This is a genomic window from Nostoc sp. LEGE 12454, assembly GCF_056620565.1.
Map to the genome: position 1 here is coordinate 1 of NZ_JBWQXL010000025.1, position 23,421 is coordinate 23,421.

General features: G+C 41.3%; 23 protein-coding genes. 8 read left to right on the top strand and 15 right to left on the bottom strand.

The window, feature by feature from the left end:
- Nucleotides 1-161: 161 nt before the first annotated feature.
- From AC1F2U_RS22745 to trxA, 4 genes are all read right to left on the bottom strand, one after another.
- Nucleotides 162-827 (bottom strand): nitroreductase family protein, encoded by a 666-nt coding sequence (locus tag AC1F2U_RS22745; protein ID WP_480263145.1) that lies wholly within the window; start codon nt 825-827, stop codon nt 162-164.
- Nucleotides 828-973: 146 nt separating this feature from the next.
- Nucleotides 974-2,086 carry an alkene reductase gene (locus AC1F2U_RS22750; RefSeq protein WP_480263147.1) on the bottom strand — a complete coding sequence of 371 codons (1,113 nt, stop codon included), beginning with the start codon at nt 2,084-2,086 and terminating at the stop codon, nt 974-976.
- Between the two features lie 157 nt (nt 2,087-2,243).
- Nucleotides 2,244-3,038 (bottom strand): SDR family NAD(P)-dependent oxidoreductase, encoded by a 795-nt coding sequence (locus AC1F2U_RS22755; RefSeq protein ID WP_480263148.1) that lies wholly within the window; start codon nt 3,036-3,038, stop codon nt 2,244-2,246.
- Between the two features lie 131 nt (nt 3,039-3,169).
- Complete coding sequence (gene trxA, locus AC1F2U_RS22760; protein WP_292829099.1) at nt 3,170-3,493, bottom strand: thioredoxin; 324 nt, start codon at nt 3,491-3,493, stop codon at nt 3,170-3,172.
- Nucleotides 3,494-3,573: 80 nt separating this feature from the next.
- Between trxA and AC1F2U_RS22765 the strand changes: the two genes are divergently transcribed.
- Complete coding sequence (locus AC1F2U_RS22765; protein WP_480263150.1) at nt 3,574-3,924, top strand: ArsR/SmtB family transcription factor; 351 nt, start codon at nt 3,574-3,576, stop codon at nt 3,922-3,924.
- Nucleotides 3,925-3,955: 31 nt separating this feature from the next.
- On the opposite strand, the gene AC1F2U_RS22770 is transcribed toward AC1F2U_RS22765, so the two are convergent.
- Complete coding sequence (locus AC1F2U_RS22770) at nt 3,956-4,735, bottom strand: nucleotidyl transferase AbiEii/AbiGii toxin family protein (protein WP_480263152.1); 780 nt, start codon at nt 4,733-4,735, stop codon at nt 3,956-3,958.
- On the bottom strand, nt 4,732-4,968 hold the full coding sequence (locus AC1F2U_RS22775) for a hypothetical protein (protein WP_480263153.1): 237 nt from the start codon (nt 4,966-4,968) through the stop codon (nt 4,732-4,734). Before AC1F2U_RS22775 ends, AC1F2U_RS22770 begins: the two co-directional genes overlap by 4 nt.
- Before the next feature lie 253 nt (nt 4,969-5,221).
- On the opposite strand from AC1F2U_RS22775, the gene AC1F2U_RS22780 reads away from it, so the two are divergent.
- Nucleotides 5,222-5,602 (top strand): hypothetical protein, encoded by a 381-nt coding sequence (locus tag AC1F2U_RS22780; RefSeq protein ID WP_480263154.1) that lies wholly within the window; start codon nt 5,222-5,224, stop codon nt 5,600-5,602.
- A gap of 1 nt (nt 5,603) precedes the next feature.
- On the top strand, nt 5,604-6,017 hold the full coding sequence (locus tag AC1F2U_RS22785; protein ID WP_480263156.1) for an HNH endonuclease: 414 nt from the start codon (nt 5,604-5,606) through the stop codon (nt 6,015-6,017).
- A 10-nt stretch (nt 6,018-6,027) separates the two neighbouring features.
- Here the strand turns inward: AC1F2U_RS22785 and AC1F2U_RS22790 are convergent, their stop codons facing one another.
- Nucleotides 6,028-6,393 (bottom strand): pentapeptide repeat-containing protein, encoded by a 366-nt coding sequence (locus AC1F2U_RS22790; RefSeq protein ID WP_480263228.1) that lies wholly within the window; start codon nt 6,391-6,393, stop codon nt 6,028-6,030.
- Nucleotides 6,394-6,527: 134 nt separating this feature from the next.
- The gene (locus AC1F2U_RS22795) at nt 6,528-7,769 is read right to left on the bottom strand and encodes a glycosyltransferase (protein WP_480263157.1); all 1,242 of its coding nucleotides are present in this window, start codon (nt 7,767-7,769) and stop codon (nt 6,528-6,530) included.
- Between the two features lie 129 nt (nt 7,770-7,898).
- Between AC1F2U_RS22795 and shc the strand changes: the two genes are divergently transcribed.
- The gene (shc, locus tag AC1F2U_RS22800) at nt 7,899-9,815 is read left to right on the top strand and encodes a squalene--hopene cyclase (RefSeq protein ID WP_480263158.1); all 1,917 of its coding nucleotides are present in this window, start codon (nt 7,899-7,901) and stop codon (nt 9,813-9,815) included.
- Between the two features lie 293 nt (nt 9,816-10,108).
- Here the strand turns inward: shc and AC1F2U_RS22805 are convergent, their stop codons facing one another.
- Entirely contained in the window at nt 10,109-10,555 is a 447-nt protein-coding gene (locus AC1F2U_RS22805) for a TOBE domain-containing protein (RefSeq protein ID WP_480263159.1), read from the bottom strand.
- Between the two features lie 374 nt (nt 10,556-10,929).
- Here AC1F2U_RS22805 and AC1F2U_RS22810 point away from each other — a divergent pair, with 374 nt between their 5' ends.
- Nucleotides 10,930-11,727: a hypothetical protein gene (locus tag AC1F2U_RS22810; RefSeq protein ID WP_292731256.1), complete on the top strand. Its 798-nt coding sequence runs from the start codon at nt 10,930-10,932 to the stop codon at nt 11,725-11,727.
- 5 nt (nt 11,728-11,732) lie between these two features.
- On the opposite strand, the gene AC1F2U_RS22815 is transcribed toward AC1F2U_RS22810, so the two are convergent.
- From AC1F2U_RS22815 to AC1F2U_RS22825, 3 genes are all read right to left on the bottom strand, one after another.
- The gene (locus tag AC1F2U_RS22815; protein WP_480263161.1) at nt 11,733-12,080 is read right to left on the bottom strand and encodes a hypothetical protein; all 348 of its coding nucleotides are present in this window, start codon (nt 12,078-12,080) and stop codon (nt 11,733-11,735) included.
- Between the two features lie 362 nt (nt 12,081-12,442).
- A complete protein-coding gene (locus AC1F2U_RS22820) occupies nt 12,443-13,102 on the bottom strand; it encodes a sugar transferase (protein ID WP_480263229.1) in 660 nt (219 codons plus the stop codon).
- Nucleotides 13,103-13,599: 497 nt separating this feature from the next.
- Complete coding sequence (locus AC1F2U_RS22825) at nt 13,600-14,415, bottom strand: WecB/TagA/CpsF family glycosyltransferase (RefSeq protein ID WP_480263163.1); 816 nt, start codon at nt 14,413-14,415, stop codon at nt 13,600-13,602.
- 1,000 nt (nt 14,416-15,415) lie between these two features.
- On the opposite strand from AC1F2U_RS22825, the gene AC1F2U_RS22830 reads away from it, so the two are divergent.
- Nucleotides 15,416-15,709: a hypothetical protein gene (locus tag AC1F2U_RS22830; protein WP_480263164.1), complete on the top strand. Its 294-nt coding sequence runs from the start codon at nt 15,416-15,418 to the stop codon at nt 15,707-15,709.
- Between the two features lie 2 nt (nt 15,710-15,711).
- Here AC1F2U_RS22830 and AC1F2U_RS22835 read toward each other — a convergent pair whose 3' ends face one another.
- The 3 genes from AC1F2U_RS22835 to AC1F2U_RS22845 all read right to left on the bottom strand — a co-directional run bounded on the left by AC1F2U_RS22835 (nt 15,712) and on the right by AC1F2U_RS22845 (nt 20,358).
- On the bottom strand, nt 15,712-16,392 hold the full coding sequence (locus AC1F2U_RS22835; protein WP_480263165.1) for a response regulator: 681 nt from the start codon (nt 16,390-16,392) through the stop codon (nt 15,712-15,714).
- A 22-nt stretch (nt 16,393-16,414) separates the two neighbouring features.
- On the bottom strand, nt 16,415-17,833 hold the full coding sequence (locus tag AC1F2U_RS22840) for a HAMP domain-containing sensor histidine kinase (RefSeq protein WP_480263167.1): 1,419 nt from the start codon (nt 17,831-17,833) through the stop codon (nt 16,415-16,417).
- 386 nt (nt 17,834-18,219) lie between these two features.
- Nucleotides 18,220-20,358 (bottom strand): WD40/YVTN/BNR-like repeat-containing protein, encoded by a 2,139-nt coding sequence (locus AC1F2U_RS22845; RefSeq protein ID WP_480263169.1) that lies wholly within the window; start codon nt 20,356-20,358, stop codon nt 18,220-18,222.
- A gap of 309 nt (nt 20,359-20,667) precedes the next feature.
- On the opposite strand from AC1F2U_RS22845, the gene AC1F2U_RS22850 reads away from it, so the two are divergent.
- On the top strand, nt 20,668-22,116 hold the full coding sequence (locus AC1F2U_RS22850; protein ID WP_480263170.1) for a GumC family protein: 1,449 nt from the start codon (nt 20,668-20,670) through the stop codon (nt 22,114-22,116).
- On the top strand, nt 22,113-23,405 hold the full coding sequence (locus AC1F2U_RS22855) for an O-antigen ligase family protein (protein ID WP_480263172.1): 1,293 nt from the start codon (nt 22,113-22,115) through the stop codon (nt 23,403-23,405). The genes AC1F2U_RS22850 and AC1F2U_RS22855 overlap by 4 nt, the downstream gene beginning before the upstream one ends.
- The last annotated feature ends 16 nt before the right edge of the window (nt 23,406-23,421 follow it).

The following is a 23,421-nucleotide window of genomic DNA, read 5'->3' on the forward strand; positions in this document are numbered from 1 at the left end:
GTGGGGCTGGGGAGCAGGGGAGCAGGGGAGCAACACTTCGGCTACCCTCAGTGACCGGGGAGCGGGGGAGCAGCAGTAGGTTATTTCCCCTCTGCCCCTCTGCCCCTCTGCCCCTCTGCCTCTCTGCCCCTCCCAATGCCCGATTCCCAATTTAGAGAAAGCTACCCTGCATAAGGATTACCGATTCTGTCTACAGAGACGTTGGAGGAAAATGGCAAACGACCGGGATTTAAGCGTGGTTCGGCTGCATAGCCCACAGGAACTAAAACAGCGATCGCTAAATCTGGATTATCTCCTGCACCAATCACTTCTTTTACTTTGTCTTCAAGCCAACCATTCATAAAACAAGTAGATAAACCCAAACTTTCTGCTGCTAATACCAAATGTGTAGCGGCAATAATTGCATCTTTGATCGCATATTCGCGTCGCTTGTCTCCCAGTGTCTCTTGAAATTGCGGAATAGCAGTTTTAAAATAATTAGCTGTGCTTTCATTCCATGCCCCAGTTGCAAGAGCCTGTTCAATTATTGGGTTCAAGTTTTTTTCAGATGCACTCGCATCGGCAGCAAAAACAAAGGTAACTGGTGCTTGGACAATTTGCTGTTGATTCCAAGCTGCTGCTGATAAGGCTGCCTTTTGCGCCTCATCTTGCACAAGAATAATTTGCCAGTCCTGAATATTGTAACTGCTGGGTGCTGCTACGGTTAACTCTACCAATTGCTTGAGCAGTTCTGGGGCGATGGGGTCTGTTTTAAAAGTTTTGATAGAACGACGTTGAGCGATCGCACTGGGTACATCTAAAGGTTGGGTTTGGATGATGGAACTCATGATATTCTCCTGATAGTTGGATTATGACCAAATAATTCGTAATTAGCATACAAGCGAATTTATTTATTCATGAAACAAAAACAAAAATTATTCGCAAGGGACAATTACGAATTACGAATTACGAATTACGAATTACGAATTACGAATTACGCATTAGCTACTGCTTCACTAGCAGGCGACCAAAATGGATAGTCTATATATCCTTCTTCACCGCCGCCGTAAAAGCTTGCTTGATTTGGTTCATTTAGTGGTGCATTCAAAGCCAAGCGTCGGGGTAAATCGGGATTTGATATAAATAATGTACCAAAGGCAACTAAATCTGCTGCTTTATTTGCCAGTACTGCATCACCTTTTTCACGAGTATAACCGCCATTGACGATGAGTGTACCTGTAAAGCGATCGCGTATATGACTAGTGGGTACTATTATCCCGCCATGTCTAATGTCTGCCTCTGTTGCCTCATAAATATGCAGATATGCCAAATTAAACTGATTTAACGCTTGAGTTGCATAACCGAATGTCTCCAGGGGATTGGAGTCACGCATATCGTTAAAAGTCCCACTGGGAGAGAAACGTACCCCAACTCGATTAGAATCCCACACACTAGTTACCGCCTCTGTCACCTCCAACAGGAATCGGGTACGATTTTCAATGTCACCCCCATATTTATCTGTGCGTTGATTCGCGCCATCGCGGAGAAACTGATCTATTAAATAACCATTAGCTGCGTGAATTTCCACGCCATCAAACCCAGCCGCTAGGGCATTTGCCGCTCCCTGACGGTACTGTTCGACTATCTGTGGTATTTCTGAAGTTTCTAAAGCACGGGGAGTAACAAAGGGTTTTGGCCCTTCATAAGTTGCAGCCTCACCTTTAGGAGCGATCGCAGAAGGTGCTACAGGTAAAACTCCATTCGGTTGTAGATCGGGGTGGGAAATCCTGCCTACGTGCCATAGTTGTAGAAAAATTCTGCCGCCGTGCTGATGTACGGCATCGGTTACTAACTTCCATCCCTCCACCTGTTCTGGTGAATGAATTCCTGGTGTCGCGGGATAGCCCTGTCCTTCAGGAGTTACCTGTGTTGCTTCAGAAATAATTAGTCCGGCAGAAGCACGTTGGACGTAGTAAGTAGCATTCAGTTGGTGTGGTACGTTTCCCTCACCTGCCCGGTTTCGGGTTAAGGGTGCCATCACTATTCGGTTAGGCAGTTCCAGATTTCCTAATTGGTAAGGAGAGAATAAGTTGATATCAGTAGTCATGTTGCTTCGCTCCAATTCAAAGTTCAAAATTCAAAATTTGGAACCCCACATCTGCGAGATCGGGAGAATAAGGAAAGAGTTTTCCCCATACCCAATTTTGCGTGCGGCGCATTACAGCTATTTCAGGAAAATAGACTATGCAGTTGTGGTTCAAATACTAAACAATCGACCGAATAACGCCACCATCTACCCGCAAAGCTGCACCATTAGTTGCCGATGCTACGGTACTAGAAAGGTAAACTACGATCGCTGCTACTTCTTCATTTGTTGCAAAGCGTTTGATTAAGGAACTTGGACGCACATTTTGAAAAAACTCCGCTTCAACGTCAGCGCGAGTAATACCGCGTTCCTGTGCGAGGTTGGTGATAAAATCTTCAACTCCTTCTGAGCGAGTTGGCCCTGGTAGGACGGAGTTTACCGTGACTCCAGTCCCGATAGTCATTTCTGCTAGACCTCTGGCAATAGCTAGCTGCGCTGTCTTAGTTGTGCCGTAGTGAATCATTTCCACTGGGATCTGAATAGCAGATTCGCTGGAGATGAAAATTATCCGCCCCCAGTTTTGCTCTAGCTGCTTTTGCAGATATTGCCGACTCAAACGAACTCCACTGAGGACGTTAACCTCAAATATCTTTAACCAGTCTTCATCAGTAATATCAAAGAAGGTTTTTGGCTCATAAATACCCACATTGTTTATGAGTATATCAACGTGAGGAACCTCTTGAATGAGTTTCGCTACCCCTGATGCAGTGGCTGCGTCAGCAACAACACCAGAAACTTTTGCGTCGGGTGTAGAATGCTTAATTTTAGCGATCGCATCTGCTACTCGTTCTTCAGACCGACCGTTGACAATCACTGATGCACCCTCTTGAGCTAGCCCAAGAGCGATCGCCAAACCAATACCCGCGGTTGAACCACTGACCAGGGCGGATTTACCATGCAATTTCAAGTCCATTTCGCTCTTTCCCCGTTAGTTGAAACAGAATTCAGGAGTCAGAAGGCAGGAGTCTGGAGTCAAAATATATTAGACTCCTGACTCACTCTAAAGAAGATGCAAACTAAATGCATCTCACAATAGTACCTAGATTAAAGATGCTGTGCTAAGGTCTTATTCAAGGTAGTTTTTGGAACCGCCCCTACGACAGTATCAACCTGGCGACCTCCTTTAAAAACCATCAATGTCGGAATGCTGCGAATTCCATAGTGGCTAGCGACAGTAGGATTTTGATCTGTGTTCAACTTCACAAATTTCACCTGTCCTTCGTATTCAACAGCAACTTCATCGACGACTGGGCCCACCATCCGGCAAGGGCCGCACCACGGTGCCCAAAAGTCTACTAATACCGGAATTTCACTTTCCAAGACTTCTTGCTTGAATGTGGCTTCTGTGACGTTTGTAATGGATGACATAAATTGCCTTCCTACTTAATTCTATAATTCGATAATATCGAATAATAAAAATATATGCCACCTGATGAGATAATGCAACTATGAGATTCCTTTATCATCCAGATCGAAAAAATATTTCTTTACCGGGCGTGTTGTATGCATTGGGCGACCCCGTGCGGCTAGAGATAGTGCGCCTGCTGGCGACTGAGGGGGAACAATGCTGTGCCCAGTTTGATTTTGCGATCGCTAAGTCTACCATGTCCAACCACTTCAAGATTTTGCGGGAGTCTGGGATAGTCTTGACACGCAAAGAAGGGACACACCATATTAACATCCTGCGGCGTGAAGATTTAGAGGTACTGTTTCCAGGGTTATTGGATGCGATATTGAAAGCCGCTCAACCATTGCCTGTTGAACCCGCCAGTGCTAAACAAACAGCTTCAAGGATTTAGGGGCATTGGGCATGGGACGATCGCTACCAGTTTAATAATATGCTCGTTTTTCAATTTGTGTTTCTAAATCAGCAAAGACATCATGTTGTTCTCGAAAAGTCCTTGGAGTGTGAGATAAACCTAAATCTGTAGATAGCAAATCAATACCGTCGATAATTTTGGGAATCTGAGATCGATCGACTTGCAGACTGAGAAAGCATTTTTCCCTGTAACCCGGTCTTTCCTGAAAGAGTGCGATCGCTCTTTTCAAAGGGCGCATAACCTGATAAGCTTTTTTAGCCTTCTCAATTGATACTTGAGGTATTGGCGATCGCAGCCTGAGAACTGCTAGATCGATTAAATCTCTTGCCTCAACGCTGTCATCGGCGTAACGGTCAGAATTTGACAGTAGCTTAGAGGTAAAACAGTCATTGAAGCTTAAGCAGGGAACGAGTGACCATTTTGGATATCTTGGTGGGTCTAGTTGAAAACGAGTTTCGGCAATAATTTCTGTTTTAATCGGCAGATCGTCTACAAAAACGATCATCCGAATTCCATATTGGTCAGTTGTGCTACGTCCAACTTGGATTTTACTTAAATCCCGAAATAATGCTTCATGCCCACCTTCAAATACTACTGTCCGCAGGTATTTGTAGCCTTCTGTACCAACAGAAGCGATAAAATCAACGTCCTGACTCCAGCGATATTCTTCAAACTCAAACGCCAGAAGGGTTCCGTCACCAAAGTAAGCAGAACCCTTCCTAAGTATGTCCGAATCTAAGGAGTCAAGAACAGTGAGAATTTTATTATAATGTTCAAATCTGGAGGTCATAAATAAACTTGCAACCAGGATTTATAGCGTCTGGCGAGTTCCTGAAGAAAATTGAGTTCTTCAGCCTCAAGATTATTAAATAGGTTGCGATATTGCCAACCACGCTCGTAGCGACTCAGCATTTGTTCTGGAGTAAAGCGATAGACATCGGCAGTCTGCCAACAAATTGACTCCAGAAAAGGCAACTTTTTGGGGATAATAACAGGATTATTTGTTGGTGTTGCGGTTGTCATAATTCTTTTAATCAACCACTTCCGGCTTACTTTAATTTTAGCTTTCACGCCTTATATCACACCACTGCATTTGAGAAGGACAAATCAATGACGAAATATAAAGCAGGCGATCTAAAAAAATCTACCTGCCGCTAAGTATTGGGGTGTGATGCCCTAATTGAAGCAATAGCATCTCATGCAGAGGTAGGTTTGAAAGCTATAATTAGGATACAACACATATTCTTAAAAGTGCAAAATCGCAACAAAAGCACCAATGGCAGAATTCACCATTCAAATTCCCGATGAACTAGCTCAACGTTTAGAACCTCTGCAAAATCGCTTACCCGAATTGCTTTGGCGATTACTAGACGTTGTTAATCTACCAACAAATATTCAGCCAACAGTTAATCCTGAGATTACAAATATTCCAGCAGTTTATCAAGAAGTTATTGATTTTTTAATTAAGGGGCCAAAACCAGAAGAAATTATTAATTTTAAAGTTTCATTTCAATCTCAAACACGCCTACAAGAATTACTAGAAAAAAATCGCTCTGCAACACTCAGTCAAATGGAATTAGCAGAATTAGATGTTTACGAGCAGCTAGAGCAGATGATGATTTTATTAAAAGCACGAGCTTATTCTGCAATCAGCTAACATGACTTCTAATTCGATTTCTGTGGAACTCCGTAGGTTAGTGTTCCAGAGAGCTTCAGCACGCTGTGAATATTGCCAAATCCATCAAAATTTTTCTATTTATACCCATGAAGTAGACCATATTATTGCCGTCAAACATGGGGGTGAAACTACTGCTGAGAATTTGGCACTTTCATGTTTATCCTGTAACCGTCATAAAGGCTCTGATTTCGCTACTATAGACCAATTTACTCAAGAAATTGTCCCATTGTTTAATCCCCGCCGCCTGGTCTGGGATGAACATTTTTATCTTGAAAATGCCAGAATAGAAGGAAAAACTCAAATTGGTCAAGGGACTGCAAGGTTACTTCAATTTAATGTTCCCAATCGGGTGCTTTCTCGAAAATTGTTGATAAGTCAAGGACAATACCCATAGATATAATTCTTCAGGACTCCAGATCATATCCAGTTTCAGATCCATCAATGCTGAAACTCCCTTTAACAGCAGTGAAGTTTGTTCCTATCAAAATCGAGTCATCCAAGATAGCGCTACCAAGATCGGCGAAGGTCAGATCAGATCCACTCAAGTCACTTCGGCTAAAGTCAACAAATTTGAGATTAGCCCAACTCAAATTGGCGTTGACCAAAATAGCATCTCTCAAGTTACTGTGGATTGGACCAATCTTCTGGCCAAATCCATACCCACTAAAATCAACACCGATCAAATCAGCACCACTCAGGTTAGCTCGACTCAGATTAATACCTCTCAATTCAGCATCTCTCAATTCAGCATCTCTCAAATCAACCCCAATAAAATCTCTTTACCCAGCAGCATAACGCTGCAACAACTCCTCAACAGTTATCCTCATCTATACACCTCCGCATTAACCAACACATATAAGATAAAGTCCAATTTTGCTCCCAGAACAATACGCAATTTAGTAAACTATAAATTATCTGAGTTGGGGTAAACTCTTCCTTTCCAAGCGCCGCCGCGCCCTTGCCAGTGACGTATTGCTGAGTCTAGAGTCATCAGGGTATAGAGAAAAGCGATCGCAGGTAAACTCAACGCGAACCAGGGAGAACATTTATAAAAGCGGATCGTCGGGTAGTAAGCGAAAGTCATTAACAGCCATCCGAATAAACCTGTAAGTGCGATCGCCCAATTGCTCCAAACTGCACCCAGAATCACACATATAGGTGGAGCTAAATAAATCAGAGGCATTCCCACCAAAGTTCCCAATAGTAGTAATGGAGAATAATTCAGTTGGGTATAGGCAGTACGAGCAACCATATCCCAAATCGTCGCCAGCGAGTCATAAGGGCGTAAACTGCGAGTCAAGCTACTCAATCCTAGCCAGATACGCCCTTGACTAGACATTGGGTATGAGGCATGGTTATTTTCCTTGTATCCCTTACTCCCCTGCTCCCCTGCTCCCTTGCTCTTCTTAACAGCCATCGCCAGGGCACAATCGTCAATTAAAGCTTGGCGAATGACTTGAATACCCCCGATTCGCTCTAAAGCTTCACGGGCGATCAGAATAGATCCCCCAGCGGCGGCGGCTGTGGAATTGTTGGGATTATTCACCCAGCGAAAAGGATAGAGTTTTTGGAAGAAAAAGACGAAAGCTGGAATTAAAAGTTTTTCCCAAAAGCTCTCACATCTAAGTCGCACCATTACCGAAACCAAGTCTAAATCTTCCTGCACAGCCTTAGCAACCAGTCGGCGGAGATTACCAGGATCGTGTTCGATATCTGCGTCAGTCAGCAAAAAGTAGTCGGGTGCAAATAAACTCGCGCTCTTTATGCCTTGCTCAACTGCCCAAAGTTTACCCGACCAACCAGGAGGTAGTGAAACGCCTGAGATAATATGCAATTGCTGGGCTTTACCGACAGCGTGTGCAACCCCTTCGGCAAAATTTGCTGTCCGGTCTGTGCTGCGATCGTCTACTAAAAACACGTTGAAAGAACCAGGATAATCTTGAAGTAGGAGCGATCGCAAACTAGTTGGTATTAACTCAGCTTCGTTACGCGCTGGAACGACCGCACAAACCACAGGTAAAGATTCTAGCTGAGTTTCTATAACCTCTAATTGCTGGTCTGTCCGCCAAAACTGTCCCCAAAAACTCAGTAATCCCAACCAAATTGTCAAGGATAACAGCATCAATCCTAATACAATTACATCCATGACCTATTGCAAATTTTCAGTGACTCAGACACAATACTATGTCTATTGTCTATTGATACAGGAAAAAAATTTTTCGCTGTAATACCGTATTCATAACTAGTGTTGGGTGTTGAGGTTAAACAGTTTTTGATGCAAACACAAGATAGGGTAAAAGTCAATCAAGTCGCAGATGCGATCGCAGCCAGTCAAGAATATTTGCTTTCGATTCAAAATCCGGCAGGTTATTGGTGGGCACAGTTAGAATCTAATGTCACCATCACTGCTGAAGTTGTCCTCCAGCATAAAATTTGGAGAACAGACCAAACTAGACCTTTACACAAAGTTGAAGCATATTTGCGTCAACAGCAACGGCAGCATGGCGGTTGGGAACTTTACTACGGTGATGGCGGAGAACTTAGCACCTCGGTTGAAGCTTATATGGCGCTGAGGCTGTTAGGTGTACCAGCAACCGATCCGGCAATGATTAGAGCGAAAGCTTTTATTCTTCAACGGGGTGGTATTAGTAAAACTCGGATTTTTACCAAGTTGCACCTAGCCTTGATTGGCTGCTACAACTGGCGCGGTATTCCCTCGCTACCGCCTTGGATAATGCTGTTGCCAAAAGCTTTCCCTGTCAATATCTACGAGATGTCTAGCTGGGCGCGTTCTAGTACTGTGCCACTGCTGATTGTATGCGATCGCAAACCTGTTTTTCTCACCGACTCAGCTATCAACCTAGATGAGCTATACACTGAAGGTATCGATCGAGTCCAGTGGGAATTACCCGAAAGTGGCGATTGGACAGATTTATTCCTCACCCTCGATCGAGGTTTCAAGTTGGCAGAAAGCCTTAATTTAGTACCTTTTCGTGAAGAAGGCATCAAAGCCGCCGAAAAGTGGATTTTAGAACGCCAAGAAGCTACAGGTGACTGGGGCGGGATTATTCCGGCGATGTTGAATTCAATGCTAGCTTTGCGCTGTCTGGATTATGACCCAAATGACCCGATTGTGGAACGAGGTTTGCAAGCAATTGATAACTTTGCCATTGAAACAGAAAATAGTTACCGAGTACAACCTTGTATTTCACCCGTTTGGGATACAGCTTGGGCGATGCGTGCGTTAGTAGAATCTGGTTTTGCACCAGATCATCCAGCTGTGGTAAAGGCTGGGGAATGGTTATTGCAAAAACAAATTTTAGATTACGGAGATTGGGCTGTCAAAAATCGCCAAGGAAAACCAGGCGCTTGGGCGTTTGAGTTTGAAAATCGCTTTTATCCCGATGTAGACGATTCGGCTGTGGTGGTAATGGCACTACATTTGGCGAAACTTCCTAATGAAAAAATCAAGCAGGCTGCGATCGCTCGTGCTCTAAACTGGATTGCATCTATGCAATGTAAACCAGGCGGTTGGGCTGCTTTTGATTTGGATAACGATCGAGATTGGCTGAATTCCATCCCTTATGGCGACTTGAAAGCGATGATCGATCCAAACACCGCAGATGTTACCGCTAGGGTACTAGAAATGCTTGGTGCTTGTGATTTGTCAATTGATAGTGATAATTTGGAGCGATCGCTTACTTATCTTTTGCGCGAACAAGAAACTGAAGGCTGTTGGTTTGGTCGTTGGGGTGTCAATTATATCTACGGCACAAGTGGCGTTTTGTCAGCTTTGGCGTTAATCGATCCTCAAAGGCATAAACTCAGTATAGAACGGGGAGCAGCTTGGTTAGTTGGATGTCAAAATTCAGATGGTGGTTGGGGTGAGACTTGCCGTAGCTACAACGATCCCAGTCTCAAAGGAAAAGGAAATAGTACTGCATCTCAAACTGCTTGGGCAATAATAGGGTTGATAGCAGCAGGTGAAGCAACTGGTAAATTAGCTCTTGATGCGATTGAACGGGGAATTGGCTATCTGCTGGCAACTCAACAGCCCGATGGTACTTGGTTTGAGGCGGACTTTACAGGTACTGGCTTCCCTTGCCATTTTTATCTCAAGTATCATCTGTATCAACAATACTTTCCTTTAATTGCGCTAGGTCGCTATCAAGCAGTGATTAAAGAAGGTTAATTGTTGTTACTGTAACTTGTTTATATCGTTCCTATACAGAGCATAGGAATGGCTGATTAGGCGCAACGGCGGTTTTTTTTGCAACTCTGACTGGTGCGCCAACCTTACAGCATTAGATTTTGTGGTGCAAGCGTCAGATCGCACATCTATTTCTGTATCAACTTCAGTAAGGAAGCACATTTATGCTACCTTATGGTGTTTTCAATTGATACGAAAATAGCGATCGCATATAGTCAAGTGAAGAAAGTTTATTCTCTTAATATCTAACTATAATGCCCAAAATCAACATATTTCTATTCCCTAGCAATGACAATATCGTTAGATTTAATAACTGCATAAGCTTCTTTTCCTTCAGATAATTCTAATTCTTCTGCGGAAGCTCTGGTGATAATCGAAGTTAATTCTACTTTGTGAATAATCTCCAAAGTAACCTCACTATTAACTGCTCCATAAATAACTCGTTTAACTACACCTTTAAGAATATTGCGAGAGCTAACTTTTAGTGGTTTTTTTTGAATACTACTTTCTATGTTAGGCTTTTGAGTGTAGTAGATATCTTCCTGTTGTTCCTGTTGAGTTGGTGGTGATATTGGTGCTAAGGTTTGCTGAGTGAGACTACGCACGAGTTCCCGCAGAATCTCAGTCTTAGTGCGTTGAGACTGTTCGCAGAACTCCTCTAGAATCTTCCGCTCGTCCTCTGAGGTTTGAAATGTAACCCATCCTTGTTCTTTTCTTGGCATAATAATATTATTATCAATTTTGGTTATCTTGGTAAGATTCTACCAAGTATCAATTCGATACGTCGTTTTAGTAATAACATTTTTTTGTCGGTATTTTCGGCATTTCTACCGCAATTAATCAACTATTCTCATATAGTTAACTACATATATATTTATTTTTTTCTAGATGCGAAATATTTTGTTACTTGAGATTGTCTAATCATCACTAAAATGATACCAACTAAGATGGTATAACATTGGTATACGGTATTTGTTGTGATAGCTACGCTTACGCAAGGATAATCTAACAGAAAATTCCACTGGCGTAGGCGTAGCCCGTCGCAGACATCGCGTGAGTGCCGTAGGATTATTTAACGTGAGTTCACAGCCGGGGGATGAAACACCTAAAATCACGTTCTCAAGACCTGCGGAGTTTATTTGAGAACAATATTACCATCGAATACGTAGCAGAACCCCTAAAAGCTATGCCAGCTGATGCGGAGGCGAAAGAAGTGCTGCATTGGATGCAAGCACAAAATTTTGATGTTATCGGCGTTGAGACGGGAGATATTATTAGCGGTTATGTAGAACGCTCTAGTTTGATCCCAGGCAAAAAAGGTAAATGTAGCGACTATCAACGGGTGTTCCATCCCAAAGAATTAATTGCTATTTCCACCCCACTGATAAAGTTGCTACCCATTTTGCAACAAACTCCGCGATTGTTTGTTTTGGATTGCAATCAAGTAAGTGGTATTGTTACCTGTGGTGATTTGCAAAAAGCACCCGTGCGAATGCTACTGTTTGGCTTAGTAACGCTGCTAGAAATGAATTTGCTGCGGCTGGTGCGGATTTACTATCCCCAAGATTCTTGGCAAAAAGTCCTTAAACCTGAGCGCTTAGAAGTTGCTCAACGACTATGGCGAGAAAGTCAGGAAAGAAACGAAGCCACTGATTTGTTAGATTATCTGCAATTCTGTGATAAGCGAGAGTTGATTTTAAATCAACCAGAACTTCTCCAGCAACTAGGACTAAAATCAAAACGGTTTGGAGAACGTTTCCTCAAGTCTGCTGAACAGTTGCGAAACCGATTAGCTCACGCTCAAAATTTAGTTAGTGGTTCCTCTTGGACAGAATTGATTTCTTTAGCGGAAGCGATGGAAAAGCTGTTAATTCATTGTGAGGAAGTTGAGTAAATTAGTCAGCTTTCTTTAACATTATTGAACCAGTCGATCAAATCCGCTACTGTCGAGCAATCTAATAACACCTTACTTAGCTTGACTTTATCCATTTTTTTCGCAACGCGATACTCCTGCGGAGTCGTTGCACGAACGCTAATCCTAAAACCTATATGGGGTCTTAGTTGTACTTTTTCAATTTTACCGTGAATCAGTGACATAGAAAAAGTTTTTGCTCTATAAGATAATAGGGTTCGATTAAGGTTTTTTAATGAAAATTCTAAATCGCTAAAGATGCGATAAATCATCACAAAGACGCGATAAATCGCCGTCTCTACAAAAGAATGATTATTGTAGAGACGGCGATTCATCGCGTCTCTTGCCTTAACGTAATTTTGAATAAACTCGATATTAGAGGATGTTTGAAAAGTTCTGTTATCGACATCAAAAGTTTTAGCTCCCTCTAAATCCCCATTTTAAAGGGGATCTTTGATTCCAGTTAGCCCATTTTTAAGGTGGATGAGAGGGGATTTAAAAGTACCTAACGTCACAGCAAAACACTTTTCAAACAACCTCTGAAATCATCTAATTGAGTCAGAGACAATACTTCATTTGCGATGTCTACGACGGGCAACTCTTGGAGACACACTTGCGTTTGCCTACATAATTTTAGAGCAACTATTGCAAGCTTATTTTTTAGTAAACTTATAACTGTTTTTCTGTAAACTGTAGGTTAGCAAGCACCACTCTTATTTGACACAACTTTTAAAGTTTTCAAGATCAGACTCATATCATAAACTATAGACCACTTACGTTGGTAGTCTAAGTCCATGTGAACAATATCTTCAAAGTCTTTAATACTGGAGCGACCATGAGCTTGCCATTCACCAGTCATACCGGGCTTGACATTCAAACGTTCCCAGTGGTGCTTTGAGTAGTGTATTACTTCATTAGGAGTAGGAGGACGGGTGCCTACTAGACTCATTTCCCCCAGCAGCACGTTCAAAAACTGAGGGAGTTCATCTAAGCTAGTGCGGCGGAGAAACTTTCCTACACAGGTAATGCGGGGGTCATTCTCATTTTTGAATATCCGATCGCTTTTAGCTTCATTCTTAACTAGATGCTTAAGTTGGTCAGCTCCAACTGACATCGAACGGAATTTCCAAATTCGGAAGTGACGCCCATTCAAACCACAGCGAATTTGACTGTAAAATATAGAACCTGGGCTATCTAACTTAATCGCGATCGCAATAGGAATTGCTAAGAATACTGTAATCGATAGCCCAATAACAGCACCCAAGATGTCAATCATTCGCTTGGCTTTACTGATTACAGAAGGATGAACTGGAACTTTAACTTTAGGAAGAGTATGGGTATCATCTAGAACTTCCATATCAATAGGAAGAGTATGGGTATCATCTAGAACTTGTATATCAATAGGAAGAGTATGGGTATTAGACATGGTAATTGCAGTTTCATTAGTAAATTGATGAACTCGATCGTCTGTACATTTACTTATTTCAGTAATTTGTAAAAGCGGGAATGAGATTTTCTAATAAGTTAAGCAAGTAAATATGTCACCAGTCAATCTGTTCTTTAAATATTTGCAATGACGGTAGCAATCAATACTTGATGTTTAAGCATTCAACATCATTACGAGAGCATCGTAATTCTCATAAATTTCAAACACTGAATCCATCTGAGTCAGTTCAAAGATCGTCCGAACAGGTGCTTGCAAATTACCGAACGACAGGCACTTGAACGCTTAGACAAAACCTCCTGAAGTAAAGCGGTTAAGCCTGAACTATTTATAAAATCTACTTTGACTAGATGAATCACCCAAACAAAAAGTAGTGTTACAAGCAACTTTTAATCAGTCTTGGTAATGAATTAAAAGTTCAAATCGTTTTCAAATCCAGACTTATTTGGTGCAGCTAATGTGATTTGGCTACTTTGTTCTTCACCTTGGCGTCGAGCAAATGCGTAGGTTAATACTAAACGTAAAAAGATAAAGTTACCTAGAAGATAGCGCTGCCAAAGTCGAGTCGGTTCCATTGCCAGTCGCCACAACCACTCCATACCAACAGAACGAATTGGATAGGGGGCACGGGCCACACGTTCAGCCATAAAATCGAACAGACCCCCCACACCCATACAAGTGATACTAGGCAATTGGCTAGCGTATTGGTTAATCCAAATTTCCTGTAAGGGTACGCCCATCGCCACTAACAGTAGGTGGGGGCGGGCTACCCGAATAGCCTCTAATACTTGCTGCGTTTGTGATTCAGGAAAATAGCCGTGCTGAGTTCCGGCAATTATCAATCCAGAATATGCTTTCTTGAGTTTAGCTGCCGCTTCTTCAGCTACACCCGGCTTACCACCTAGAAAATAGATTGATAAACCTTTTGCTGCCCCTTCTTTGCACAAAGCCGGAACTAAATCAGTGCCATTGAGATTATGCACCAATGGTGTACCCAATAAAGCGCTACCCCAACGAACTCCGCTCCCATCTGCCAACAAAAAATCACTCTGCTCTAACGCCTTTGCCAATGCTGGGTTTTTGGCAGCAGTTACCATCGTGTGGGCGTTAGCATAATACACGCGACCACCCTGCCGCTTCAGCAACTGCACCAGTAAGAGTTCAATTGCTTCGTATAAAGGCATACGATCAAAATCAGTATCTAAAAAACTAACTCGGTCTGCCATATAATTTAATGCTCGCCATCTGGAGTTGCAAAATAGTAGAATTCAGAGCATTGCCCATATTTTCTGCTCACCGGAAATTTACTGAAAGGTTATACATTAATTGACACAAAAAATTATGGCTGCTGGTAAGTGAACATTACCTGCAACAAAACTGAAATTTTTTCTCTGTCAGGGCTTTTGAGGTACTTAACTGTTTAATGTGTAAGTACCATAAAAAATTTGATCCGAATTGAGAGTTTATTCACAAGGTTGAGTAAAAACTTAGTGAACCCTACGTATACTTTCGTACGCAAATACCGATGCAAAATACTATCTGATGGCTACTTAAATTATTTTTTATACAGTATCCTAACGAGGAATAAAATTATCCAGCTAACTATCCGTTTGGCTGTAGCGTACAGATAGTCTAAATTTCATAATAAGATAAGTAGGCACAATAAAACAAATGTATGTTTAATTTTTTCAAAACTGTACAATAACCAATTTTTAAGCTATTTGGTAAAGTTACATTTCTTAACATAGCTTGCTTTTTTAACACCCATTGGCTGAATACAGCACATAAAAAACCAAAAAAATCAGAGCTTTGACAACTACAGAAATAAGATAACAAACAATTATTGCCACGCAGAATTGGTGTTGAACAGATGATATGTTGAGTGAAAATATTTCCAGTAGCGAGTGAGAAGTTTTGTTTCTCTGGTCATTTCTATATTCAGGTAATAATGGCAGTCTGTAGAGTTGTCAGATTGCAATTGAATTGCTTATGCTTTTTATCTGTTAATGACGTGAGCCTTTCTGGGAAAAAATAAATCTTTTTTCCCTCCTATCTTTTTGCTCTTAACTGATGACTTAGCTCAACTTATTTGCCCAAAGCCTTATTGTTAAGTCCATTCAACGCTGACGATCGGCTACGCTGGGCGATTACGCCATCGCACTTCCTTTACGATCGCTAAAACCATTGTCTAGTAGGAATTTCCCATTTGCAGATAAGTCTAAATATATGAAAAGACACCGAATTATGGTTGTTGGTAGCAATATCATGACCGTGCAGCGCGTCAGCAGTCATTGCCTAAAACAAAATGCAGAAGTTTTCCCATATTATTGTATTCCCACGCCGGAAGAGATCGCTTTGTTTGAACCTCATGTATTGGTGCTATGTCTACCCATACCTGAGCAATTCCAGCATCAACTACTTCAGCCTTACATTTTGTGGTCAGAACAACTCGTGAATAACATCTCACCACTGGCTACCACTTTTACAGAATTATCTGACTATTTACATAAATTCCTATAAGCTTAAATCAACCCTTGGCGTACGGCTAAAGCTGCTGCTTGAACGCGATCGTCAACGCTAAGTTTGTTGAGAACCATACGTACATAAGACTTGACGGTTCCGAGTGAAAGGTAGAGTTGGTTTGCAATCTGCTGGTTTGAGCGCCCTTGTGCAATAAGTTTCAGAATCTCGCGTTCGCGATTACTGAGAATAGGTTGCGCTATTACCTGAGATACAGGAACATCGGGAGCGACAGCGGTTGACCTAAGCATCCGAGCAACTTTTTGAGCGATTAAAGGATCTAAATAAGCACCACCTTGAAGTATCAATTGAATAACGGCGATGAGTTGTTCCCATTGAATGGTTTTAAGACAGTAACCATCAGCACCAGCTGCAAGCATCCCCATGACCTGGATATCGTCGTCGAAGGCACTTAAGGCTAGGACACAAGTAGTCAAGCAGTTACTTTTTATGTGCTGGGTGGCTGTAATCCCATCCATAACTGGTAGATCGATATCCATTAAAACTACATCTGGTTGGAGTTGACTAGCTAATTCAACAGCCTCTCCACCGTCCAAAGCCTCTCCAACTATACTAAAACCGGGTTCTAGGCTAAATTGCCCTTTCATCCCTCGGCGGATTAAAGCGTGATCGTCAACTAATAGAACCCGCACAGTTTTATTTTCGTCAATATTAAGTATCATTATTGCTACATCTGGTTATATTCTATTCATCGTTGGTATCAACTTTATTTATGGCACTTGGGAGAGTAAACCAGAAGGTACTTCCTTCCCCAAGAGAACTTTCAACACCAATGTTTCCTCCGTGAGCCTCAATAATTTGACGACATAAGTACAGACCAAGCCCACTTCTTCCACGATGCCTTCGTCCTTGAATAAAGCGGTGGAATAGCTTTTCCTGAGCTTGCGGTGCAATTCCTGAACCGCGATCGCGCACTGAAACGCGCACTTGCTCTTCTCCATCAGGCGTTATCTCAATCAGAATTTCCCCGTTAGGCTTACTTACCCGCACAGCGTTATCAAGTAAGTTTTGTAAAACCCTTTGAATTTCTAATTCATCACCATAGACAGTTGGCAGCAATTGAGAAGTTTTGCAAATGAAGGCTAACTCACGTGTAGATGTTGCTTTTATCTGACCAATTACTTTAATTAAAATCTTTTCCCAATTCAGGCGATCGCACATTAAACAAGCGCTGCGGGCTTCATAACGGGAGATATCTAAGAGAAGTTCCACAAGCTTAAGCAGATCCTCATTAGCTTCATGGTACTCTTGAAAAACTTCCTTCCAAGTATCATTTACTGAACCAAAAGCTCCTTTGAGCATACAGTCTAAAGTGTTACGAGTCGCAAGTAAAGGAATACGTAGATCGTGGGAAAGTGCAGAGATCATATCTTCAAGTTGTTGATTACGCACCTCAATACTTTGTTGACGGTGACGAGTCTTATCAGCGATCGCGTTAAGAACTCCAGCTAGTTGCCCGATCTCATCTTTAGAAGAATGGGAGAGTTGCACTTCCATTTGTCCCGCTTGCCAAAGTTTGCAAACTTGTGTCAATTTGCTTAATGGAAGTTTGACTCGCCAATGCAACAACTGGAGATTTAAAATTGCTCCTAACAAAATGATTAATGTGGTGAAAATATTGATCCCAGTGTTAATATTATTTAAATACTGTACGCGATCTTTGCGAACCTTCAAAAGCATCTCTTCATGCTGAATGAGTTTCCCAATCTCGTTGTGCAAGGAATCAAATAAAGTGCTTTTTGTGAGAGCAGAGTTGCTCGCAGAACTAGAAAGCGCTTTTTGCTTCAACTCCCTTTGCCACTGTTTATAGATATATCTAATTTTATCGAGTTGTTTTATTTGATCGGGGTTATCTTGTACGAGATTGTACAGATGGTTGAAGCTGTTGTGGAAGTTGGGCCTCTTCAGACGATAATCTATAGGATTAGTTTGTCCTTGAGTGGAATTTTCTAGAAAACCTTTTTCTTGATTATCTATCACAGCATTGAGTAGACGTTCTCCTTCTCGCCCTACGATTAAAGCATGAGTTACGCGCTCATATACTTCATGATTTAGGTGTGCTATCAAGAGGTTGAAGACTTGCTGTCCGAATAAACACAACACTAGCAGTAAAATACTAGTATGCAGAGGGTTTAAAAGATTACCTTTCCTAGATGAATGAATTAAGAAAGGTATCAAGCTAATAGCTATCACTACCTAATATCTCTACCACCTTAATTAAAGTTACCTAGAATACTACTTAAAAACAGTATATTACAGCACTGCAAAAGCTTTGCTGGTGTTAAGCTGTCATTCCATAAGTGTTAACTATACATATACTACATATCCGTATACCTCATATTAACAACCTAATTGTATTACATAACGTTGCAAAGATCATACTACTATGTTTTTTACAAAAATTAACATAGGGCACAAAAATTAATAATCTTTTAGTTTTGTGGTTTTCTTCCAACTGATGTCAGTTGTACAAACAACAGTAATTTTTTTTACGGACTACCTCGATATATTCCTCTACCGTTAGTGCCAATAAAGACTAATCCGAATTTCTGCCAGCTAGCCTCCATTACATTAGGCTCATTGCCCATAGGTTGGTGTAAAAAGGTGATATTTATCCATGTTTTTCCTTTGTCGAGAGAGCGAAAAACTCCTTCGCCCATACCAGCAATTTCCCCATACAAATACAGTGCAGAAATTTTGCTTCCCTCCCGTGCCTTACCAAGGGCGAATAAATAAGCTTTTTTCACTTTAGGAATCTTGGCAAATTTCACACCGCCATTTGTTGAACGATAAAGTCCGTGAGAGTTAAGACTGAGCCAGACTTCGCCATTAACCCCCGGAACTGTTTTGAGCATAGACCAACTTTCGGAAGGCAATAATGAGTTTACAATCCTAAAGGATGCGCCTCCGTTCCTACTGCGGTATAACTTGCCACTACTGTAGTAGTAAAAAGTGTTGCCATTTAATTTGTCAGCTACTAATGGTTGACCCCAGTACCACGGCCCTTTGGGGCCTTTGGGTAATCCTGATACTTTGCTCCAAGAACATCCGCCATTGGTTGTGCGAATAGGCTGTCCTTGATTAATAATTGCGACAAATAGATTTGGATTTGTAGCTGACATGGCTACACGCAAAGGTATTGTGTTCTTCGGAAACGAGGAAAATTTTTTCCATGTCAGCCCCCCATCTCTCGAAGTTGCTCCCGTATAAGTATTGTTCCATCGATTACCACCAACACGTACCATTCGTGAAGGATTGCTTTCGCTATAAGCAAGGCCATAGGTATCCTGAAAGCGAGGACTATTTTTGCCGCCAAACTGCGTAGATGGGTAGACATCTAGCCCATTGCTGTGGTTAAACCCATCCGTATCAGCAACACCGCTCAACAATTTAGAGCCACTTCGAGGTGAGGCTAGGGCGAAGCTAACTATCTGCTCGTGTCCTTTTTCATAGTTCGACCAAACAGATGACTCTGCGTTGATGTTGTCTGTCCGCCATGTTCCATACCAGTCTGTTAACCATAATCGTCCAGGAGTTTTTGGGTCAAACTCAATAGCTGAGGTTGCGGAGGCAAAATACCACTCAGGCCACCAGGGCACTTGAGGTTTTAAGGTACGCTGTTTCCGTTGCCATGTAGCTCCACCATCAGTAGATTGAAATATTACACGATGGTTTGTTGTGGAAACATACTGGTCATAAACAATTAAAAGGTGATTGGGATTGTTTGGATCTACAGAAATGGCATTAAATGTAGTTTTCGCGTTACTTGGTGTGATATCGTTCCAAATACTGTTTGCATATTTGCTGACACCTGATGTATGCGTTACATACAGAACTTTGTCCTTTGCGAGAGCCATTCGATTCACGTGTGATGGGCTTCCTGATATTTTGCTCCAGGTAACACCCGCATCAGTGGATTTATATATGCCATCTCCATAGGCATTGGCATAGACTAGTCCAGATACATTTTTGCTAAATACAATACCTGCAATTCCAATCTTTGCTTCCGACTTTTCGGGAAAGGAGCTAACCTTGCCCCATGTTGTACCACTATCTGAAGACTTCCATAGCCCATTCAATCGCGAGCCAAATAAAATAACATTGGAATTAAAGGGATTAACGGCTAGTCTCTCTCCGAGCCAACGTTTAGTTTCATTACCGCCCATTGGTAAGTCTATTTTTAGCTTATTCCAGGTTTGACCGCGATCGCTCGATTTAAAAATTGTTCCTAATCCACCCCAACCAGTAGTATATTTACCTGCTGCGATGTATACAATATCTGGATTATTTGGGTCAAGTGCTAAGGCTTCTCCCCCGTAGTAATTGCTGTGTTGCAAGCTAAATATATCTGTTAGCGGAATCCATTTGTAGTCTTTTGAATTCCAACGATAAAAGCCACCCATATCAGTTCTGATGTAGGCTAAATTTCGCTCTTGTGGATGCAAATAAATCCCTGTAACATAACCACCTCCTCCAATAGAGACATTAGTCCAGTGATAGCTTGAGGTCTTACTCCAACTAGGCTTGAGGGGTGTAAAATTGACGACAATAGCCAGCGCAAGTATAGCAATACAAGTTGTTTGCGCTAGCAGCCTCCAGAAACGGCGATCGCTCATTGCTATTTTCATAAGATTTGCAAGTATTTACTTTAAGTTACTTTACAAGAAGTAAATTAAAGTAAAGTAAATCAGGTACAGGTAGGTGGATATCTGGGTGGATAATTTTATTGAACCCTAGAGGATGCTGTCTGCATTGAGACAATATTGACCATCAGGCAGTTTTGTCATTGCTGTTTAAGAAGGAAACTTTAATAAGAATTATTAATAAATTTTTAAGCAACCATGTAGTACGATCCTGTAAGTTTACTTAGGCGAATCGCAAAACCCCACCTAGATTTTGTAATTCCGCAGCCAGTTCCCGACTTTAGAGGATTTTTAATGGCCAATCATACAGAAATCTCTGCGGGTTACCCTAGCAGTTTGAGAAAATTAGTAACCAAACAAGGATGTTGGCAGCGTTACTTACTTCTAGGTCTAGCTACCAACATAGCATTTTGGACTGCAACTTTTCTTTATTTAAAGCTTACACCACCGACCTATACTAGTTCTTCAGCGATTAATCTGCCAGGAGCATGGTCAAATGCCAATATTAATTTACCAGACATTGGCTATGCTAATTATGAAAATGTGTCTCCATACGCTGCTCTTTCTTCTCAAGATCCCAGAGAAATTTATAAATTTATTGCTGAAAGCGACCCTATATTAAAAGCGGCAGCGGATCAACTTAACATGTCTTTAGAAGAGTTTGGCAAACCTCGGCTCAAGCTAATAATTAATACTTCCATGATGAGCGTTGACTTCGAAGGCGCGAGTCCCGATGAAGCTCGAAATAAATCTTTAGCTTTTTACAAAGCCTTGCAAGCAAGACTCAATATGCTACGAAATCAAGAAGCTGTTCAAAGAGATATCGGTTATCAAACTTCCCTGATTTCTTCGCAAAAAAAATTAGCAGATGCTCATCAGCGCCTTGCTGATTACAAAGCACGTTCGGGTTTGAACTCTGAAGATCAAATTAAAGATCTGACAACCAACATTGAACAGCTCCGCAGACAACGAGCTGAAATAATCGGTCAACAGCAACAGGCTACTACTCGTCTAGCAGAATTATCGAATAATTTAAAACTATCTGCTGGACAAGCTACAGATGCTTTTACCCTTCAAACAGACCAGATATTTCAACAAAACTTAAAAAATTATAGTGATGCTAGCGCTTCTGTGACTGTTTTAGAATCAAAATTTTTGCCTAACCATCCGACATTAATTGCAGAGCAAGCGAAAAGAGACGCTGCTCAACAGGCCCTGATAGTTCGAGGTCAGTCTCTTTTAGGGCGAAAATTTACTTTGGCAGTTCTAAAGCAGTTAAGCCTTAGTAGCAATAACTCTGGTAACAACGCTCCTCGAGACGCTCTTTCCCAAGAACTAGTTATAGTTCAGGCAGACCAAAAGGGATTCACCGCTCAAGCTCAAGCAATAGAACAACAGCTTAACCAGCTTGAAAGTAGGCTCAAGAATTTAACACGGTTGGAAAGCACCTTAGATTCGCTGAAGCGAAATACGCAAATTGCTGGAGCGGTCTTTTCCTCCAATTTGACCAGACTGGATATTGGCAAGTCGAATACTTTTGGATCTTATCCACTGATTCAACTTGTTATACAGCCTACATTACCTGAGAAACCGACTTCACCAAAAGATAAATTGGTTTTACTAGGTTCAACTTTAGGCTCCCTTTTCGTATCCCTTGGACTGGTGTTACTTTGGTGGCGCGAACGTAAAAATTTAATATCTGATAAGACTGGAAGTACAGAGAGGAAGAGAATGGAACAATGAAACCTCAAAACTTTGAAGAAAGTCTTGTTTGGTATTGGATAATTAGTACCTATGTATTTTATTTTATTGGTATTTTATATCCTGTAAATTTCGTATTAGCCTGGATACTGTTTTTTTATCTATGTAAGCGGCTTTGGAACCAAACAGCGCACACTAGTATTGAAAAAAGAATCAAAGTTTATTGGATACATTGGGTTTGGATTGTCTCTATTCTGGTTATAGCGATCGCTACAATTGTAGGCTGTATAAATTATGATGTAGGTACAAATCAAACTCTTAGGTCATTAATTAATTGGTTTACAGATTGGGCTTTGTTAGCACTATTTCCATTAAGTGGCTGTCTCAATATTCGGACACAATTAATCTATAGAGCCGTCTGTATCTTATGCCTTCAAAGTTTGATTTTAATTCCATTCTTTTATCTAGCTTGGATAGTACACTTGCCTGCACACCTATATTCTTCTCCAATTGAAAGATTAATCCAGAATGGTGAGCTTTTTTACAATGTAAATTTCTATGGTAGTGATTACGGTACGAATAATGTCCGTCTATTTCTATTTGCACCTTGGGCACCTGCGCTCGGTCTTATTGGAAACATCTACTTCTTCCTTGCTCTTGAAGAACGTAATAATAAGTGGCGCTGCATTGGTATGGTAGGCTCTTTAGCTATGAGTGTAGTATCTGTTTCTCGCTTATCTTTTATAGCTTTACCAATAGTTTTCATATTAGTCTTGTTGCTTACAAAAATTACTAAACCTACTACGCAAATTGCGATCGGGTTTATTAGCTTTGTAGCAGGTATTTTTAGCACGACACTTTTTAGTACTATTAAGGATGCTAAAGAAGCATTTGATAATGCTAGACCGGACTCTTCACGAGTGCATGAAGCTTTAGGTATGATTGCCTTGGATAAATGGAAAGAAGCTCCTATCTGGGGTCATGGTTTTCGAGAAGCACCAGGGCCTAAAGCATTAGCAGAAATGCCTATCGGCTCTCACCATACTTGGTTTGGTCTCTTGTTTGTTAAAGGGATAGTTGGCTTCATTGCTTTTTTAGTACCAATTTTATTGAGTTTTATATTTTTGCTGATTAAAGCACAGAAAAGCACAACTGCCAGAGTAGCATTGTATTTTCTTGTCACTCTATTACTTTTTACATTTAATGATAGCCAAGAGGTTTTAGGTTACTTATATTATCCCGGTTTAATCATCATGGGAATTGCATTTAAAGAAGAAGTGCAGCTTCCTAAATCTTCTCTTTATAAAAAGCCTGAAGCTGCTTATACTTAAATTTTAACTTGATAAA

What these genes read in the sequence shown, in the direction of transcription:
- AC1F2U_RS22745 (WP_480263145.1), bottom strand. Translation starts at nt 827, where the DNA reads ATGAGTTCCATCATCCAAACCCAACCTTTAGATGTACCCAGTGCGATC.
- shc (WP_480263158.1), top strand. Translation starts at nt 7,899, where the DNA reads ATGCAAACACAAGATAGGGTAAAAGTCAATCAAGTCGCAGATGCGATC.
- AC1F2U_RS22755 (WP_480263148.1), bottom strand. Translation starts at nt 3,038, where the DNA reads ATGGACTTGAAATTGCATGGTAAATCCGCCCTGGTCAGTGGTTCAACC.
- AC1F2U_RS22815 (WP_480263161.1), bottom strand. Translation starts at nt 12,080, where the DNA reads ATGAATCGCCGTCTCTACAATAATCATTCTTTTGTAGAGACGGCGATT.
- AC1F2U_RS22820 (WP_480263229.1), bottom strand. Translation starts at nt 13,102, where the DNA reads ATGGAAGTTCTAGATGATACCCATACTCTTCCTAAAGTTAAAGTTCCA.
- AC1F2U_RS22765 (WP_480263150.1), top strand. Translation starts at nt 3,574, where the DNA reads ATGAGATTCCTTTATCATCCAGATCGAAAAAATATTTCTTTACCGGGC.
- AC1F2U_RS22805 (WP_480263159.1), bottom strand. Translation starts at nt 10,555, where the DNA reads ATGCCAAGAAAAGAACAAGGATGGGTTACATTTCAAACCTCAGAGGAC.
- AC1F2U_RS22770 (WP_480263152.1), bottom strand. Translation starts at nt 4,735, where the DNA reads ATGACCTCCAGATTTGAACATTATAATAAAATTCTCACTGTTCTTGAC.
- AC1F2U_RS22795 (WP_480263157.1), bottom strand. Translation starts at nt 7,769, where the DNA reads ATGGATGTAATTGTATTAGGATTGATGCTGTTATCCTTGACAATTTGG.
- AC1F2U_RS22835 (WP_480263165.1), bottom strand. Translation starts at nt 16,392, where the DNA reads ATGATACTTAATATTGACGAAAATAAAACTGTGCGGGTTCTATTAGTT.
- AC1F2U_RS22845 (WP_480263169.1), bottom strand. Translation starts at nt 20,358, where the DNA reads ATGAAAATAGCAATGAGCGATCGCCGTTTCTGGAGGCTGCTAGCGCAA.
- AC1F2U_RS22785 (WP_480263156.1), top strand. Translation starts at nt 5,604, where the DNA reads ATGACTTCTAATTCGATTTCTGTGGAACTCCGTAGGTTAGTGTTCCAG.
- AC1F2U_RS22750 (WP_480263147.1), bottom strand. Translation starts at nt 2,086, where the DNA reads ATGACTACTGATATCAACTTATTCTCTCCTTACCAATTAGGAAATCTG.
- AC1F2U_RS22810 (WP_292731256.1), top strand. Translation starts at nt 10,930, where the DNA reads ATGAAACACCTAAAATCACGTTCTCAAGACCTGCGGAGTTTATTTGAG.
- AC1F2U_RS22830 (WP_480263164.1), top strand. Translation starts at nt 15,416, where the DNA reads ATGAAAAGACACCGAATTATGGTTGTTGGTAGCAATATCATGACCGTG.
- AC1F2U_RS22850 (WP_480263170.1), top strand. Translation starts at nt 20,668, where the DNA reads ATGGCCAATCATACAGAAATCTCTGCGGGTTACCCTAGCAGTTTGAGA.
- AC1F2U_RS22780 (WP_480263154.1), top strand. Translation starts at nt 5,222, where the DNA reads ATGGCAGAATTCACCATTCAAATTCCCGATGAACTAGCTCAACGTTTA.
- AC1F2U_RS22825 (WP_480263163.1), bottom strand. Translation starts at nt 14,415, where the DNA reads ATGGCAGACCGAGTTAGTTTTTTAGATACTGATTTTGATCGTATGCCT.
- AC1F2U_RS22855 (WP_480263172.1), top strand. Translation starts at nt 22,113, where the DNA reads ATGAAACCTCAAAACTTTGAAGAAAGTCTTGTTTGGTATTGGATAATT.
- trxA (WP_292829099.1), bottom strand. Translation starts at nt 3,493, where the DNA reads ATGTCATCCATTACAAACGTCACAGAAGCCACATTCAAGCAAGAAGTC.
- AC1F2U_RS22775 (WP_480263153.1), bottom strand. Translation starts at nt 4,968, where the DNA reads ATGACAACCGCAACACCAACAAATAATCCTGTTATTATCCCCAAAAAG.